This window comes from Microbacterium sp. Root553 (assembly GCF_001426995.1).
Classification (GTDB): domain Bacteria; phylum Actinomycetota; class Actinomycetes; order Actinomycetales; family Microbacteriaceae; genus Microbacterium.
Genome location: NZ_LMFY01000001.1, coordinates 2,108,750 through 2,122,736 on the forward strand (window position 1 = coordinate 2,108,750; position 13,987 = coordinate 2,122,736).

A 13,987-nucleotide genomic window follows, 5' to 3' on the forward strand; every position below is an offset into this window, starting at 1 on the left:
CGGGCCGATCCCGAAGACTCTCAGTCCTCGTCGGCGTACGGAACCGGCCAGTGCGAGTCGGGGACGGGCCACCCGGCGGCGCGCAGCGCGCGACGCGCCAGCTCCCGTGCCGAGTACGGCGTGCGCACGCCTCGGATGTCGCGGTAGTCCTGATGTCCGGGCCCTGCCCACAGGATGGAGTCGCCGTCGCCGACCATGCCGACGGCGGCGATGATCGCCGCCTCCGGTGGTGAGTACTCGTGGATCTCCGCGTCCGGGCGGGCGGCGCGCGCACCGGCGACGAGAGTCGCCCGGATCGAATCCGGATCCTCGAAACGCGGATGGTGGTCGGTGACCACGAGGATGTCGCTGCCCTCGACCGCGGTGCGCGCCATGTCATAGCGCTTGCTGGCATCTCGGTCGCCATCGGCGCCGAAGAGCATCAGCACCCGACCCGGGGTGACCCGGCGGACGGCCGCGAGCGTCTTCTCGAAGGCATCGGGGGAGTGCCCGAAGTCCACGAACACGACGGGGCCCTCATCGCCCGAGACGAGCTGGGTGCGTCCGGGCAGGTGCGCGTCGATGAGTCCGCCGTCGAGCGCCTCGACGATGCGATCCCAGGCGTAGCCACCCTCGAGGAGCATGACGATCGCCAGGGCGGCGTTCGCGGCCATGTGCGGCCCGATTACCGGCACGGTCGTCGTCAGCGAACCCGCGGGGCCGGTCAGCGTGAACGTCGTGCCGGAGGCGCGCTCGTCGTCGATCACGACCACCCAGTCCGCGGCGGAGGCGGCCTCCGGATCTGCGGAGATCGTGGGGGTGCCGACGGTGACCACGGGGATCTCGGCGCGCTCCACCACGACCGCGCCGTTGAGGGAATCGAGGCACACCACGCCCCGGACCGCACGGTCGGGGCGGAACAGCGGAAGCTTCGCCTCGAAGTACTCGTCCATGTCGGCGTAGTCGTCGAGGTGATCGTGGCTGAGGTTCGTGAAGCCGGCGACATCGAAGCGGATGCCGTCGACACGGTGTCGGGAGAGGGCCTGAGCGCTGACCTCGACGGCCACCGCCTCGACCTCGCGCTCACGCATGAGGGCGAGCAGCGCGTGCATCTCGGAGGCCTCGGGCGTCGTGAGTCGCGACACGATGACCTCGCCGGCGATGTGACGCTCGGCGGTGGAGGAGAGACCGGTGACGACGCCGAGCTGGTCGAGGATGCCCTCGAGCAGGTGCGAGACGCTGGTCTTGCCGTTCGTGCCGGTGGTGGCGAACAGCAGCGGCAGGGGGTCGCCGGCTCCGGTGCCGTAGACCCACGCGCTCAGAGCGCCCAGCACGGCGCGCGGATCGTCGACCACGAGGATCGGGAGCCCCGCGGAGGCGGCGATCTCAGCACCGGCCTCGTCGGTGATGATCGCGACGGCGCCCTTGTCGGCGGCGGCTGCGGCGAACTCGGCGCCATGGCGGTTCACCCCCCGGATCGCGACGAAGGCTTCGCCGGCGCGGAGGTCGGCGGTGGCGAGGGTGATCCCCGACAGGGTGACACCGTTCACCTCGCCGCGCACCTCTCGGGCGAATCGGGAGGCGAGTTCGGACAGCTCACGCCGGGGCGGGTTCGCGGGGCGGAGCACGGGAGGCAGGCTCGGTTGTTGTTCAATCGACATGTCCTCTCCATGATCTCACGGCGGCGGTGCGATCTCCGGGTGCGGCACGTCCGCCCGCACACCGCGGTGCGGCGCGTCGTGGCCTCGGAGACTCGTGGGGCTCATTCCTAGGCTGCGCGCACTAACGTGATCACGTGGATGTCCTGCTCTATCTGGGTGGCATCGTGTTCATGCTGATCGGCCTCGGCCTCTCGATCGGTCTGCACGAGGTCGGTCACCTCCTGCCTGCGAAGCTCTTCGGCGTGCGCGTCGGCCAGTACATGATCGGCTTCGGGCCCCGGCTGTGGTCGAAGCGCATCGGGGAGACGGAGTACGGCTTCAAGCTGCTGCCGCTGGGCGGCTTCATCTCGATGTCGGGCATGTACCCGGCCTCCACGGCCGCAGGTCCCGCCAAGGGACTCTTCCGCGCCCTGGTGCAGGACGCGCGGTCGGCGAATGACGAGACGATCGCCGCAGGCGCCGAGGACCGGGTGTTCTACCGTCTGCCGGTCTGGAAGCGCGTGATCGTCATGCTCGGCGGTCCGCTGATGAACCTCATCCTCGCCGTCGTGATCTTCACGGTGCTGGTCTCGGGCATCGGCGTGCAGCAGGGGACCACGACGATCGCCTCGGTGAACGAGTGCGTGCTCCCTGCCGGATCGACCGCAACCGAGTGCGCGGCGGACGACCCCGCGACGCCGGCCGCCGAGGCGGGCATCCGGCCGGGAGACGTCCTCGTGTCGGTGGGCGGGCAGGCCGTCTCGACCTTCGCCGAGGCCACGGCCATCGTGCAGGCGGCACCTGGCAAGACCCTCGATCTCGTGGTCCGTCGCGACGGCGCGGAGAAGACACTGCGCATCACTCCCGTCGAGGCCGAGCGGACGATCACGGATGCCAGTGGCCAGCCGGTGCTCGGGGACGACGGCGACCCGGTCGTCAAAGACGTCGGCTACGTCGGCATGGCCGCCCAGATGGGCTTCGTGCAGCAGCCCCTCTCGGCGGGACCGCAGATGGCGGGTGACACCGTCTCGCGCGTCGGGTCGATGATCCTGACACTGCCTGTGCGCATCTGGGACGTGGGAGTCTCGCTGGTGACAGGAGGTGAGCGGGATCCGAACGGACCGCTGAGCGTGGTGGGTGTCGGTCGCCTGGCCGGTGAGGTCGCCGCCACGGACGCCCCGGTCCTCAACCGCTTCTCGGTGCTGCTCAGCCTGCTGGGCTCGCTGAACGTGGCGCTGTTCGTGTTCAACCTGATCCCGCTGCTGCCGCTGGACGGAGGTCACGTCGTGGTGGCGCTGTGGGACGGCATCCGCCGCGCCTGGGCGACGCTGTTCCGTCGTCCGCCGCCCGCGCCGGTCGACGCCACGCGCCTCGTGCCCCTCACCGTGGTCGTCGCGACGCTGCTCATCGCGATGGGTGCGGTTCTGCTGCTCGCCGACGTGTTCAACCCCGTGAAGCTCTTCGGCGGCTGATCGCCGCTCTGTCTCCGCGGGCGAGGCTCACGGCGACCCGCGTTCAGGACAGGGCGTGCGAGACGAGACGCTCGAGGGTGCGGATGCCGTCGCGCGACAGGATCGATTCGAGGTGCCCCTGCACGGACGCGAAGTGCGGCCCCCGCAGCGCGTAGACATCGCCGGTCGCAGGGTCCGCCGACATCTCCGCGGCTCCCGCCGACGTGGTTCCGGCGGCCACCCTGGCGGTGAACGTGTTGTAGAAGCCGATCGACGCGTCCTCGCCGAACACCGGCACCGCCTTCTGGAGTCCCTGATGCGGGGCGTCGAGCGGCACCAGGGGGATCCCCAGGCCGTCGCTCAGGATCTGGTGGCTGAGGCAGACCGCGAGCAGGGGGGCGCCGGTGTCGACCCGACGCGAGACGACGTCGCGCATCCGGGCGATCCGCGGGCTGTCGAGATCGCGCGGGTCGCCGGGGCCCGGACCGGCGACGACGAGGTCGGCGGCGGCGAGCTCGTCGTCCGTCACCTCGCTCCAGGGGCGGTTGGTCACGTCGAGGCCGAGATGCCGCAGCTGATGCGCCAGCATCGTGGTGAACCGGTCCTCGGCGTCCACGACGACGGCCGAGGTGCCGGTGAACGGACCGGTGAGACCGTCGCCCTGCGGGTTGAGCCAGAAATCCGCGAGCCGGGCGTTGCGCGAGGCGAGCAGGGACTCGATCGTGGGGTCGGCAGCGAGGGAGCGCGGCTCGCCCGGGGCATCGGCGTCCTCCCGTGCTTCTGCCGCACCGTCCCTGTCGATCGCGCCGATCGCTCCGAGCACCCCTGCCGCCTTGCCGTGGGTCTCGGACACCTCGCCGTGCGGATCCGAGTGGCGGACGAGGGTGGCACCGACCGGCACGCTGAGCGCGCCGTCCTGCACGTAGACGGTGCGGATGAGGATCGGGGCGTCGAGGTCGTGTCCGCCCTCGGCGTTGGGGGTGAACAGGGCGGCGACGCCGGAGTAGTACCCGCGCGGCTTGCGCTCGTGACGGCGGATGACCGCGCAGGCGTTCTGCATGGGGGAGCCAGTCACGGTCGGCGCGAACATCGTCTCGCGGAGGATGTCACGGGGATCCAGCGTGCTGCGTCCGCGGAGCATGTACTCGGTGTGCGTGAGCCGCGACATCTCCTTGAGGTGCGGGCCGGTGATGCGCCCGCCGTCGGAGCACACCGCGCTCATCATCTTGAGCTCCTCGTCGACCACCATGAACAGCTCCTCGGTCTCCTTGGTGGAGGAGAGGAAATCGACCAGGGTGTCCTTCGTGGCACCGCCCGCCGGGTGACGGAACGTGCCCGAGATGGGGTTCATCGTCACGACCCCGCCCCGCGCCACGACGTGAGCCTCGGGGCTGGCCCCGACAGCGATGTGGTCGGGGGTGACGACGGCAAAGGTCCAGTACGCGCCGCGTTCGTGAGCGAGCAGAGCACGGAACCAGGTGAGTGCCGCCGTGCGGTCGTCGACGTCGATGTTCGCCGTGAAGTCCCGGCGGATCACGAAGTTCGCGCCCTCACCGCGTCCGATCTCGTCGGCGATCACCGTCTCGACGATCGCCGCGTACTCCTCGTCGGCGATGTCGAAACCGCCGTCTCGCAGCGGGACAGGTTCGGCCGGCAGTGCGGTGAGCAGCTCGGCGGTCGGAAGATACAGGTGCTCCTCGACGACGAGGCAGCGCAGCGGGGCGCCGTCGTCCTGGGCGACGAATCCGCGCTCTCGCACCTGGCGGTAGGGCACCATCGCGAAGATCTCCCGGTCGGTGCCGTCGATCGTGAGGGGGATGTCGGCGAGGAGGTCGACATCCAGGACGTCGCCGGTGAGCAGCTCGACGGATTCGGCGCCGTCGCGCGCGATGAGCACGAACGATGCCGCGGGATCAGCGGTGAGCTCGGAAAGACGTGAGAGGGTCATCGATGTCTCCTGTGCGTGGCTCCGGCTCGGCTCAACGAAAAGACCGCCCCGGAGGCGGTCTGGATTCGTGGGAACGCGAACACACCGCCTAGGAGGCGGGCCACCAGGTGAGGTTCGCGAGCATGGGCTGAAAACTATCACACCACCGACCGCGTCCCCGTTCGCGTGACGGAGGTGGAGAGTGGTCCCGCTTCCAGCCTGCGTGCATCAGGGCGGCGTAGGCTGGGGGGGTGCCAGCAGTCAATCTCGGGATGCCGAAGATCCCCGAAGTCCTCGCCCCACGTCGCAAGACCCGCCAGATCAAGGTGGGCAAGGTGCTCGTCGGCGGCGATGCCCCCGTGAGCGTCCAGTCGATGACCACGACGAAGACGACCGACATCAACGGGACCCTTCAGCAGATCGCCGAGCTCACCGCATCCGGCTGCGAGATCGTGCGCGTGGCCGTGCCGCATCAGGACGACGCCGATGCGCTGAAGATCATCGCGATGAAGAGTCAGATCCCGGTGATCGCCGACATCCACTTCCAGCCCCGCTACATCTACACGGCGATCGACGCCGGTTGCGGCGCCGTGCGCGTCAACCCCGGCAACATCCGCGAGTTCGACGGCAACGTCGGCAAGATCGCCGAGGCGGCGAAGGCCGCCGGCGTCTCCCTGCGTATCGGCGTGAACGCCGGATCGCTCGACCGTCGCATCCTCACCAAATACGGCAAGGCGACGGCCGAGGCCCTCGTCGAGAGCGCCGTCTGGGAGGCGTCGCTGTTCGAGGAGCACGACTTCCACGACTTCAAGATCTCGGTCAAGCACAACGACCCGATCGTCATGGTCAAGGCCTACCGTCTGCTCGCCGAGCGGGGAGACTGGCCGCTGCACCTCGGCGTCACCGAGGCGGGGCCCGCGTTCCAGGGCACGATCAAGAGCGCCACGGCGTTCGGCATCCTGCTCGGAGAGGGAATCGGCGACACCATCCGCGTGTCGCTCTCGGCGCCCCCTGCCGAAGAGGTCAAGGTCGGCCACCAGATCCTGCAGTCGCTGAACCTCCGCGAGCGCAAGCTCGAGATCGTCTCGTGCCCGTCGTGCGGACGCGCGCAGGTCGACGTCTACACGCTCGCCGAGAACGTGACCGAGGGGCTCAAGGACATGACGGTGCCGCTGCGCGTCGCGGTCATGGGCTGTGTCGTGAACGGGCCGGGCGAGGCGCGCGAGGCCGATCTCGGTGTCGCCTCCGGCAACGGCAAGGGACAGATCTTCGTCAAGGGCGAGGTCATCAAGACCGTGCCCGAGGCGGACATCGTCGCCACGCTGATCGAAGAGGCCAACCGGATCGCCGCCGACATGGGACCCGAAGCACCTCTCGGCACCGCGCAGGTCGTCACGGTCTGACGGCCGGAACGCGTCCCGACGCCGTCGGCATCGCGCAGGTCGCCTCGGTCCCACGACCAGATCTCGTCCGCACCCGATTCCGGCGCTCGCCTCCTCCCACGAGGGGCGGCGCCCGTGAGCATCTCAAGGAGCCCCATGCCCTCGTCAACCGTCGTGTCCTTCGCCGGCGGCGATGTCTCGGGATCGAGCACCGTCACCCGGGTCGAATCGACATCCGAGGGCGCCGTGGTCATGGTGGACGCCACACCGTTTCATCCGGTCGATCACACGTGGCCGGATCAGCCCGGTGACAGCGGCGAGATCACGCTCGACGGGTCGGCGGTGCGCGTCACGGAAGCCGTGATGGCCGCGGTGTCGGACGAGGGCCGGTTCGCGGTCGGCTCCGACATCCCCGTGAAGCGCGGCGCGGAGGGATGGACGTGGCTCGTCGGTCATCCGCTCGAGGGCGATGTTCCGTCCTGGCTGGTCGAGGGCGCACGCGTGGAACTCTCGGTCGACTCGTCCAGGCGAGCCGGTCTCAGCCGGGGTCACACGGCGTGCCATCTCGCGTCTCTGGCGCTCGATCTCGCCCTTGCGGATCTGTGGCGCAAGGACCCGGGAGAAGATGCTCTGGGTGCCCCGGACTTCGAGGGCAAGGCCAATCAGTCGAGCCGCATCCATGCGGACGGTGCCGTCGACGAGTACCGCCTGGGCAAGAGCCTGCGCAGGGCCGGCTTCGACACCGAGACGTTCGCCGCGACTCTCGCGGACCGTGAGGCGTCGATCAACGCGCGGCTGGCCGACTGGGTCGACTCGGATGCATCGAGCAGGGTGGTCACAGAAGGTCCGACGATCGTGGATCGGCGCAGCTGGCAGTGCGAGCTTCCCGACGGCACGGCCGAGATCCTGTGCGGCGGCACGCACGCGGCATCCCTCGACGAGTTCGTCTCGATCTCCGTGACGCTCGACCTGACCGATCCGCAGCTGCTGGTCATGACGACGCGGGCCGTTCCCGCGTCCTGAGCCCGGTTCAGCGCACGAACCCGCTCTGCACCCTGCCGCCCGCACGATCGAGCTCGTCGTCGACGCGGTCGGCGAAGGTGGCGTAGTCGCGGTCGAGCAGCGGGATGCTCAGCCGGTCGGCGCGCTCGCGACTGAGCGTCCGGAGCCGCCGGGGGAGCCATTTGCCCGTCGCGATCCAGCGTCCCTCGCTGAGCAGCATCAACTCCGCGATCCGCTCGAACAGGATGGCGGCCTCGACCTGCTGCTCGAGGGGGTCTGCGGCGTCTCTGAGGTCGTCGAGCACATCGGTGATGACGTAGCGACGGAAGGCGGACTCCTGCGCACTGAGTGAGGGGCCCTCGTCGAGGACGCTCTGCCAGCGACGGCGGAGTGAGGCGAGACGGCCGTCGTCTCGGAACGCAGTGCCTTCGACGAGCATGTGCACGGTCACCGGCCTGTGCTGTGCCACACCTCGGTCGGCCCACTCCTCGAAACCCGCGGGTGTGTACGCGAAGACCTCGAAGATCTCGCCCTCGAACTCATGAGTCGAGGCCTCGCTCCTCTGGTCCTCGGCCTCGAAGAGCTCGTCTCCGAGGAGCAGCAGGTCGATGTCGCTCGTCGTGGTGCGCTCGCCGCGTGCGGTACTTCCCGCCACGATGGCGATGTCCGCTCCGGGGTAGCGGGCGGCGACGAATCGTTCGGCGACGGCGAGGTGGTCCACGCCGCAAGCGTATGTCAGACGGAGAACTCGATCTCGCCTCCGGCGATGTCGACGCTCACGACTCGCAGCGGTACGACACCTCCGGCGACGGCGCCGTCCGGAACCGGCGCGGAGGCGGTGACGGCGGGGTCGGCGAGCTGGACCGTGGCGCGCTCGCCGCGGATCTCGATCACGGTCGCATCGACCGTGGAGCCGACCAGGGGAGTCATCAGTGCGGCCTCGACGCAGTTGATCGTCGCGGAATCGAGCCGGGACGCGCGTTGACCGGACTCCTGCATCAGGGCGGGGAGATCGGCGAGCGACTCGCGAACCCAGCCCGGCACCTCACGCCCCTCGGACACGGCGAGGCAGATCGCGAGCGACCACCGATCGACGAGACGACGCAGAGGTGCCGTGGCGTGTGCGTACGGAGCGGCGATGGCCGCCTGCTCCGTGTCGGGCGGCACCGAGCCGTCGAAGGTCACGTACCCCGCTCCGCGGAAGAGCGACGCCGCCGCCTCGAGGATCGGGAGGGTCATGGGGTCTGCGCGATCCAGCTCGCGCAGATAGTCGCCGTATCTGCCCGTCGTCCAGGGGCGGCCGAGCGCCTCGGTCTGATGACGGAACGCGGCGAAGGCCTTCTCGTCGGGTTGCGGCATGGTCCGCAGGATGCCGATGCCGGCGTCGATCATCAACGTCGCGGCCGCCATACCCGTCATGAGGGAGAGCTGCGCGTTCCATTCCTCGACGGGGAGCGGATGCCGTCGCTCGATCGAGTAGGTTCCGTCGGCGCCGCGCACGACCTCTTCGTCCGGAAGATTCAAGCTCGCTCCGCCGCGGAGCTTCTCCTGCGTGATCCGCAGAGCTCCGATCTCCGGCAGCAGTGCGGCCGGTCCGTCCTCGCCCCGGTCGAGTGACGCCTGAGTGCTGGCGTAGTCGAGCTGGGCGCGCGAGCGGATCAGTGCGCGCTCGAGCCGGAAGTCCTCGACGACCCCCGCCGAATCGAGGGCGAAGGTCCAGACGAGCGCGGGACGATCCACATCCGCCAGCAGCGAGGCGCGATCCTCGCTCAGTACCTTCGGATGCAGCGGGATCGCGCCGTCGGCCGCGTACAACGTCTGACCGCGACGGCGGGCCTCCTCGTCCACCGCGCCGCCGGGCGTCACGAATCCCGGCACATCGGCGATCGCGTAGCGGACGGTGTATCCGGAACCCCGCCGTTCGAGGTGGAAGGCCTGATCGAGGTCACGCGACCCGCGGGGATCGAGCGTGGCGAAGGCGATGTCGCGCAGGTCGAGTTCGGGCGTCACGGCCTCCGACGCCGCTGCCTCGGCAAGCACGGCGGCAGGGAATTCTGCGGGCGCGTCCAGGGATTCCTTGAGCGTGGCGAGCGCCGTGGCGAGTTCCGTCTGCGCGGCGGACGGAGCAACGTGGGATCGGCGCTGAGGCATGCCCCCACACTATGTCGCCCGCCGTGAATGGGAGGAACCCCTCAGAAGGGTGGTGGTGTGTCGTCTTCGGTGGTCGTGGTGTTCTGCGCCGGAGGTTCGTCGACGTATATCCGGCCGGTCGGGCTGGTCCAGGCGAAGACGCCGTCGCCGAGATTCTCGACATGCCAGGGCGTGCGGTGTGTGAAGGAGTGATGGCGTCGGCAGAGGTCGCCGAGGTTGCCGGCGTCGGTGGTGTCGCCTGTCGCGTGGTCTCGCGTGTGGTCGACGTCGCACACGCGGGCGGGGTATCCGCAGGTAGGGAACCGGCATCGCTGGTCTCGCGCGGTGAGGTGTCGTCTCACCGCGGCGGAGGGCCGGTAACGGTCGACCGCGAGCAGGGCCCCGGTGATCGGATGGGTCAGGACCCGATCCCACCCGGCCGCGGTGCCTGCGAGGAGCCGCGCGGTGCGGAGGTCGATGGGGATGCACCCGTCGAGTTCGCCCGGGACGGTGCTCGCCCCGATCAGCGACAACACGGGGACGGTGATCGACACCGTCGCTCGGATGGCTCCGAGCATCCCCTCTGCCGTGTCGTGTCCGGCCGGTGCACCGGTCAGGAGAAGGTCGAGGGCGACATCGCAGCGGGCCTGCCCCAGCGTGCGCTCGCCACGGGATGAAGGAGAGGTGGATTCGCTCGACGGATGGGACAGAGCCTCTTTCGCGATCGCGTTGATCCGCTCGAACGCGCCGTGCACGAGCGCCCGCCACACCCGGGGAACCGCGTCGCCACGACCTCGGCGTCGAGCATCCGCCGTGGCACCGTCCGGTCGCTGACACGCAGAGCGGCGCCGAACTCCGCCGCGACCGCCCGCGTAGCCGATCGACGCCGTCTGCAGTCGCCTCCTCGACCTGCCCGGCCGCCTCGACGGCGATCCGCGACCCGAGAGCGAGAAGTCCGTCGCGTGCGGCGAGCAGAGACGAGATCGTGCGATCGACTTCGACGAGCATCTCGGTGACGGCGCCGAGCGCGGCCACCTGCTCCACCGTCGCGTCCTTCAATGCCGTCATAGCCGCATCACACCGCCGACCACCGCCATTCCTGCCCCAGATCAGGGCCGAAAACCCGCCCCCAGGTCCAGGACATCGACATGCCGGAACACGACAACGGCTCGCAGACAGAACAGTGCTGCGAGAGTCGAGTCGATGAACGTCGGCGCACTGTCCCGAACCTGTGATTCGCGTGTCCGTCCGGCCCCGACCGGAATGCTGGGCGTTAGCGTGGGGGCATGACCACTGCTGCGAAAGCCCAGACCCTGATCGGACTCTACGAAGCACCGGAGATCCTCCGCGTCGTGAATGTGTGGGACGTCGTCTCCGCCCGCGCCGTCGCGGCACTCCCCGAGACGAAGGCCATCGCCACCGCGGGGCACGGCATCGCCGCATCGTTCGGTTTCGAAGACGGCACCATCACCCGCGACATCATGATCGACATGGTCGGACGCATCGCGGCGGCCGTCTCGGTGCCCGTGACCGCCGACCTCGATGACGGATACGGCGACGCCGGCGAGACGACCCGCCTCGCGATCGGCGCAGGTGTCGTGGGCGCCAACATCGAGGACCGCCTCAAGCCCTTCGACGAGTCCGTCGCGGCGGTCGAGGCCATCGTCAAGGCGGCGGAGGCCGAGGGAGTCCCGTTCGCTCTCAACGCCCGCACGGACGCCTTCGTTCGCGCCGGCCACCGCCCGGTCGCCGAGAGCATCGCCGACGCGATCCAGCGCGGCCGCGCGTTCCTCGACGCGGGAGCCACGGCGGTGTTCGTGCCGGGGATGCTCGACGCCGCCATCACCCGCCAGCTCGTGGAGGGGCTGGGGGAGGGGAAGCTCAGTGTCATCGGGCTCCCCGGCACCCTCGCGGCTTCCGAGTACGAGAAGCTCGGTGTCGCCCGCATCTCGTACGGACCCCTGCCGCAGCGGGTCGCGCTCACCGCGACCCAGGAGCTCGCGGCGAGCCTGTACGCGGGCGGCGTGATCCCCAACGGACTCCCTGCGCTCAACTGACGCACCGTGAAGACGAGTGGCCGCGGTCAGTAGACTTGCCCCGTGGTCACTCGTCTTTCGAACTTCTTCCTCCGTACGCTCCGTGAAGACCCTGCAGGCGCAGAGGTCGCGAGCCACAAGCTGCTGATCCGCGCCGGATACATCCGACCGCAGGCCGCCGGGATCTTCGCCTGGCTGCCGCTCGGTCTGCGGGTCAAGGCCAAGATCGAGACCGTCGTCCGTGAGGAGATGGCCGCGGCCGGTGCCCAGGAGGTGCACTTCCCCGCGCTGATGCCGCGTGAGTCCTACGAGGCGACCGGTCGCTGGGAGGAGTACGGCGACCTGCTGTTCCGCCTCCAGGACCGCAAGGGCGGTGACTACCTGCTCGCGCCGACGCACGAGGAGGCCTTCACGCTGCTGGTGAAGGACCTCTACTCGTCGTACAAGGACCTGCCCCTGACGATCTATCAGATCCAGGACAAGTACCGCGATGAGGCCCGTCCCCGTGCCGGCCTGCTCCGCGGGCGCGAGTTCACGATGAAGGACGCCTACTCCTTCGACGCGTCCGACGAAGGCCTCGATGTCAGCTATCAGGCGCAGCGAGACGCGTACGAGCGCATCTTCCAGCGCCTCGGACTCGAGTACGTCATCGTCCAGGCGGATGCGGGGGCGATGGGAGGCTCGCGCAGCGAGGAGTTCCTGCACCCGACGCCCGTGGGCGAAGACACGTTCGTGCGCAGTGCCGGCGGCTACGCCGCGAACGTCGAGGCGTTCACCACGGCCGTCCCCGAGGCGGTGTCCTTCGACGCCGATGCGTCGCCCGTCATCTTCGACTCGCCCGACACTCCGACCATCGAGACCCTGGTCGCACACGTCAACGCGCATCTCGACGGCGAGTACACCGCGGCCCACACGCTCAAGAACGTCGTGCTCGCGCTCACCCACCTCGACGGCTCCCGTGAGCTCGTCGTCGTGGGTCTCCCCGGTGACCGCGAGGTCGACCAGAAGCGCGCCGAGGTCGCGTTCGCGCCGGCCGAGGTCGACACCGCCACGGCCGACGACTTCGAGAACAACCCGCTGCTGGTCAAGGGATACATCGGCCCCTGGTCGACCACCGGCGCCGTGCTGGGCGAGGAATCGGCCACCGGCATCCGCTACCTCGTCGACCCTCGCGTGAGCGAGGGCACCTCGTGGATCACCGGAGCGAACATCGACCAGAAGCACGCCCACTCCGTCGTCGCGGGTCGGGACTTCTTCGCCGACGGCGTCGTCGAGATCGCGAACGTCCGTGCGGGCGACCCCGCACCCGACGGCTCGGGCCCGGTGGAGCTCGCCCGCGGCATGGAGATCGGCCACGTCTTCCAGCTGGGGCGCAAGTACGCCGAGGCGCTCGGTCTCAAGGTGCTGAACGAGAACGGCAAGCTCGTCACGGTCACGATGGGCTCCTACGGGATCGGCGTGACCCGCATCCTCGCCATCATCGCCGAGCTGAACAACGACGAGAAGGGGCTCATCTGGCCCGCATCCGTCTCTCCGTTCGACGTGCAGGTCGTGGCCGCAGGGCGCGACCAGGTCGCGTTCGACGTGGCGGCGGACCTCGCCGCACAGCTCGAGTCGAGCGGACTCGACGTGCTCTACGACGACCGCCCCAAGGTCTCTCCCGGGGTGAAGTTCGGCGACGCCGAGCTCGTCGGCGTCCCGAAGATCGTCATCGTCGGCCGTGGTGCCGCCGACGGCCAGGTCGAGCTGTGGGACCGCAGCACAGGAGACCGGGATGCCGTGTCGATCGTCGAGGCCGTGGAGCGGCTCACGCAGCGCTGATCTCTCATGCAGAACGCCGCGCGTCCCTCGGGGCGCGCGGCGTTCTGCGTCAAGGGATGCGGTCAGCAGACGATGCGCCCGTGGTTCATGGTGTCGTCGTCGGGGGTGTCTCGCGTGACCAGAGCCTTGAGCATCCCGGCCGCCAACGCGATCTTGCCCTTCGACGGCTCCCAGAACTCCGTCACGGTGGGGGTGACCTTCAGCAGCGCGATGCCGGGGGTGTCGAGCCCGTCCTCGAACCAGATGTCGAGCGACGGAGAGTAGAGCTCCTCCATCTTCGCCCGGTCGCGGACGACCGACGCGTTCCCCGCGACCGACACGTAGCGCATGCCGCCGGCATCGCAGTAGGAGAGCCCCACCTGGCGGTGCTCCTTCACCTCGTCGACCTTCTCGGTGTCCTCCGCGGTGAAGAACCAGATGTCGCCGGCCTCGTCCATCTGCCGGGTCGACATCGGGCGGCTGACCAGATTGCCGTCGTCGTCGATCGTCGTCAGCATCGTGAAGTCGATGTCCTCCACGAGCTCGGTGACTCGTGCCAGTGCCTCAGGTCCGGTGATCTCTGTCATGCCGACAATGCTGGTGCACCGCGGGCGGACGCGCACGGGGTTGACAGGTCCCG

Annotated in this window: 11 protein-coding genes; 5 read left to right on the forward strand and 6 right to left on the reverse strand. The window is 69.4% G+C overall.

Annotated elements, in window-relative coordinates; genetic code table 11:
- Positions 1-20 precede the first annotated feature (20 nt).
- Positions 21-1,640, reverse strand: coding sequence for a Mur ligase family protein (locus tag ASD43_RS09750; protein ID WP_056416710.1), 1,620 nt, complete (start codon positions 1,638-1,640; stop codon positions 21-23).
- A gap of 134 nt (positions 1,641-1,774) precedes the next feature.
- On the opposite strand from ASD43_RS09750, the gene ASD43_RS09755 reads away from it, so the two are divergent.
- Entirely contained in the window at positions 1,775-3,091 is a 1,317-nt protein-coding gene (locus tag ASD43_RS09755; protein WP_056416713.1) for a M50 family metallopeptidase, read from the forward strand.
- 43 nt (positions 3,092-3,134) lie between these two features.
- Here the strand turns inward: ASD43_RS09755 and ASD43_RS09760 are convergent, their stop codons facing one another.
- Positions 3,135-5,018, reverse strand: coding sequence for a chorismate-binding protein (locus ASD43_RS09760; RefSeq protein WP_056416715.1), 1,884 nt, complete (start codon positions 5,016-5,018; stop codon positions 3,135-3,137).
- A 230-nt stretch (positions 5,019-5,248) separates the two neighbouring features.
- Here ASD43_RS09760 and ispG point away from each other — a divergent pair, with 230 nt between their 5' ends.
- Both ispG and ASD43_RS09770 read left to right on the forward strand, forming a co-directional pair.
- Entirely contained in the window at positions 5,249-6,400 is a 1,152-nt protein-coding gene (ispG, locus tag ASD43_RS09765; RefSeq protein WP_188042367.1) for a flavodoxin-dependent (E)-4-hydroxy-3-methylbut-2-enyl-diphosphate synthase, read from the forward strand.
- A 135-nt stretch (positions 6,401-6,535) separates the two neighbouring features.
- Positions 6,536-7,402, forward strand: a complete 867-nt coding sequence (locus ASD43_RS09770; protein ID WP_056416722.1) for a hypothetical protein — start codon at positions 6,536-6,538, stop codon at positions 7,400-7,402.
- Between the two features lie 7 nt (positions 7,403-7,409).
- Here ASD43_RS09770 and ASD43_RS09775 read toward each other — a convergent pair whose 3' ends face one another.
- Genes ASD43_RS09775 through ASD43_RS09785 form a run of 3 tightly spaced genes read right to left on the reverse strand, consistent with a single transcriptional unit; the run spans position 7,410 to position 10,281 of the window.
- A complete protein-coding gene (locus ASD43_RS09775; RefSeq protein WP_056416725.1) occupies positions 7,410-8,102 on the reverse strand; it encodes a nucleotidyltransferase domain-containing protein in 693 nt (230 codons plus the stop codon).
- A gap of 14 nt (positions 8,103-8,116) precedes the next feature.
- A complete protein-coding gene (locus ASD43_RS09780; RefSeq protein WP_056416728.1) occupies positions 8,117-9,532 on the reverse strand; it encodes an RNB domain-containing ribonuclease in 1,416 nt (471 codons plus the stop codon).
- Between the two features lie 41 nt (positions 9,533-9,573).
- Complete coding sequence (locus ASD43_RS09785) at positions 9,574-10,281, reverse strand: HNH endonuclease signature motif containing protein (protein ID WP_056416731.1); 708 nt, start codon at positions 10,279-10,281, stop codon at positions 9,574-9,576.
- 516 nt (positions 10,282-10,797) lie between these two features.
- Here ASD43_RS09785 and ASD43_RS09790 point away from each other — a divergent pair.
- Both ASD43_RS09790 and ASD43_RS09795 read left to right on the forward strand, forming a co-directional pair.
- Entirely contained in the window at positions 10,798-11,568 is a 771-nt protein-coding gene (locus tag ASD43_RS09790; RefSeq protein WP_056416734.1) for an isocitrate lyase/PEP mutase family protein, read from the forward strand.
- Positions 11,569-11,610: 42 nt separating this feature from the next.
- Positions 11,611-13,368 (forward strand): proline--tRNA ligase, encoded by a 1,758-nt coding sequence (locus ASD43_RS09795; protein ID WP_056416737.1) that lies wholly within the window; start codon positions 11,611-11,613, stop codon positions 13,366-13,368.
- A 62-nt stretch (positions 13,369-13,430) separates the two neighbouring features.
- On the opposite strand, the gene ASD43_RS09800 is transcribed toward ASD43_RS09795, so the two are convergent.
- Complete coding sequence (locus tag ASD43_RS09800) at positions 13,431-13,934, reverse strand: pyridoxamine 5'-phosphate oxidase family protein (protein ID WP_056416740.1); 504 nt, start codon at positions 13,932-13,934, stop codon at positions 13,431-13,433.
- Between the last annotated feature and the right edge of the window lie 53 nt (positions 13,935-13,987).

Coding starts and splice junctions, on each gene's coding strand:
- ASD43_RS09750 (WP_056416710.1), bottom strand. CDS start 1,640: ATGTCGATTGAACAACAACCGAGCCTGCCTCCCGTGCTCCGCCCCGCG.
- ASD43_RS09770 (WP_056416722.1), top strand. CDS start 6,536: ATGCCCTCGTCAACCGTCGTGTCCTTCGCCGGCGGCGATGTCTCGGGA.
- ASD43_RS09760 (WP_056416715.1), bottom strand. CDS start 5,018: ATGACCCTCTCACGTCTTTCCGAGCTCACCGCTGATCCCGCGGCATCG.
- ASD43_RS09800 (WP_056416740.1), bottom strand. CDS start 13,934: ATGACAGAGATCACCGGACCTGAGGCACTGGCACGAGTCACCGAGCTC.
- ASD43_RS09780 (WP_056416728.1), bottom strand. CDS start 9,532: ATGCCTCAGCGCCGATCCCACGTTGCTCCGTCCGCCGCGCAGACGGAA.
- ASD43_RS09790 (WP_056416734.1), top strand. CDS start 10,798: ATGACCACTGCTGCGAAAGCCCAGACCCTGATCGGACTCTACGAAGCA.